Annotated in this window: 1 protein-coding gene; it reads right to left on the reverse strand. The window is 69.3% G+C overall.

Annotation, left to right across the window (positions count from 1 at the left end; genetic code table 11):
• Positions 1–1,451: hypothetical protein (locus tag AB0N31_RS36505; RefSeq protein ID WP_366062842.1), on the reverse strand; the 1,451-nt coding region annotated here is incomplete at both ends.

Raw genomic sequence — 1,451 nt, forward strand, 5'->3', positions numbered from 1 at the left:
CGGGCGGGGAGCGGAACCTCGTTCTGGGCGTCCTCGGACTGCCGAGCAGTGCTCTGCGGAAGCCGGGGGCGGGCTTCGTAGGCCGGGGCCGGCCGCTGGATGCTGTCGCCGCGGTTGTTCGTCCCCACACTCGCGGTGAGCTGGGCGAAGTCACCCAGCACACCCCACCGGCTCTTGTCGGGGGGCAGGAGTGCCTGAAGCGCGGGGGCGCCCGCCAGCTGTTCGCGCAGCAGCTCCTTGTAGGCGTTGTAGACCCTGGCCGTGTTGGCGGGCTCCCAGGCAGCTCGTGCCCGGTGGTCATTGGTCACCGCGATCGTCGCCACGTCCATCAGATACGTGTCGAACAGATCCGTGACGTCCTTCGCGACGGCACTGTTCTGGCGCTTGTCGGCCTGCTGCGCCAGGACACGCGCCATCTCCACCACCACATCACGGTAGATCCGGTGCCGCATCCGCTCCGGGGAAGCCGCCATGACGTGGTCCGCCTGCCCCGCATCCACCGTGTTCATCACACGGTTCGCCGGCAGACCCGGCACCCGCTGCGCCACCCCCCTGTTGTCGGCCTCGTCCCTGCCCAGACCGTCCCGCGCCGAAGCCAACGGATGCAGACCGATCTCATGCGCCAGCATCCCCATGATGTAACCGATGTCGTACTTCTCGAAGTAGTAACTCGCCAGATTGATCTCGACCCCGCGCATCTCCGCCGCAGGCCTGTCCGCCAGAGCATCCGCCAGCTCCCGCTGGGCGGCCCCGGCCGCCTCGTCATCACCCGAGACGGCCGCAGCCTCCAGAGCACGCATCGCCGCACTCTGCCGAGCCACGTCCAGATCGATCACATCCGCCGGCGTCTCCGTCGTCCGCACGTGCAACGTGATCCGCACCGGACGGCCACCGACGTACTCACGGATGATGGCATGAACGCGCAACGCCTCGATGACACGAACCGCCTTGCCCAGGTACGCCTCATTGTCATAGTTCAGGTTGGTGAACGTGAAATTATCCGACCCGAACGGACTCAGACCCTCACCCCGCAGCATCCGGGCGGGAACGTCTGCCCCGGTGGTGGCGTCGTCGGCGGACCGGGGCAGGGACACCGGATCCACCCACACCGCCTCACGCGTGTCGGGGACGGCCGCGCCCCGCGCCTCCGCGAAGCTGAGACCGGCCTGCTCCGGCGCCTGGGTCACGTCCCCTATCAGCGCACCCAGCAGGGCCAGGTGCCGGTCGCGCAGACCGGCCGCGGCCGGCGAGGATTCCTCCGGGTCCGCGTCGAGGTCGCCGAGCAGGCTGCCGAGAATGTGCGGGCGGTGCGGGGAGTCGGCGTCCCGGTACTCGTCGCGCAGGCCCAGCTGATGGGTCAGCTCGTGCACCAACTGCACCGGGGCGGCATCCGCCCACCACGACACCTGGTCCATCGCCCGGTCCCGGCCCACCAGATCCACCGTCAGGTG

Origin of the sequence: Streptomyces sp. NPDC051051, assembly GCF_040682975.1 — a bacterium.
In the GTDB taxonomy this organism is placed as follows: Bacteria; Actinomycetota; Actinomycetes; order Streptomycetales; family Streptomycetaceae; genus Streptomyces.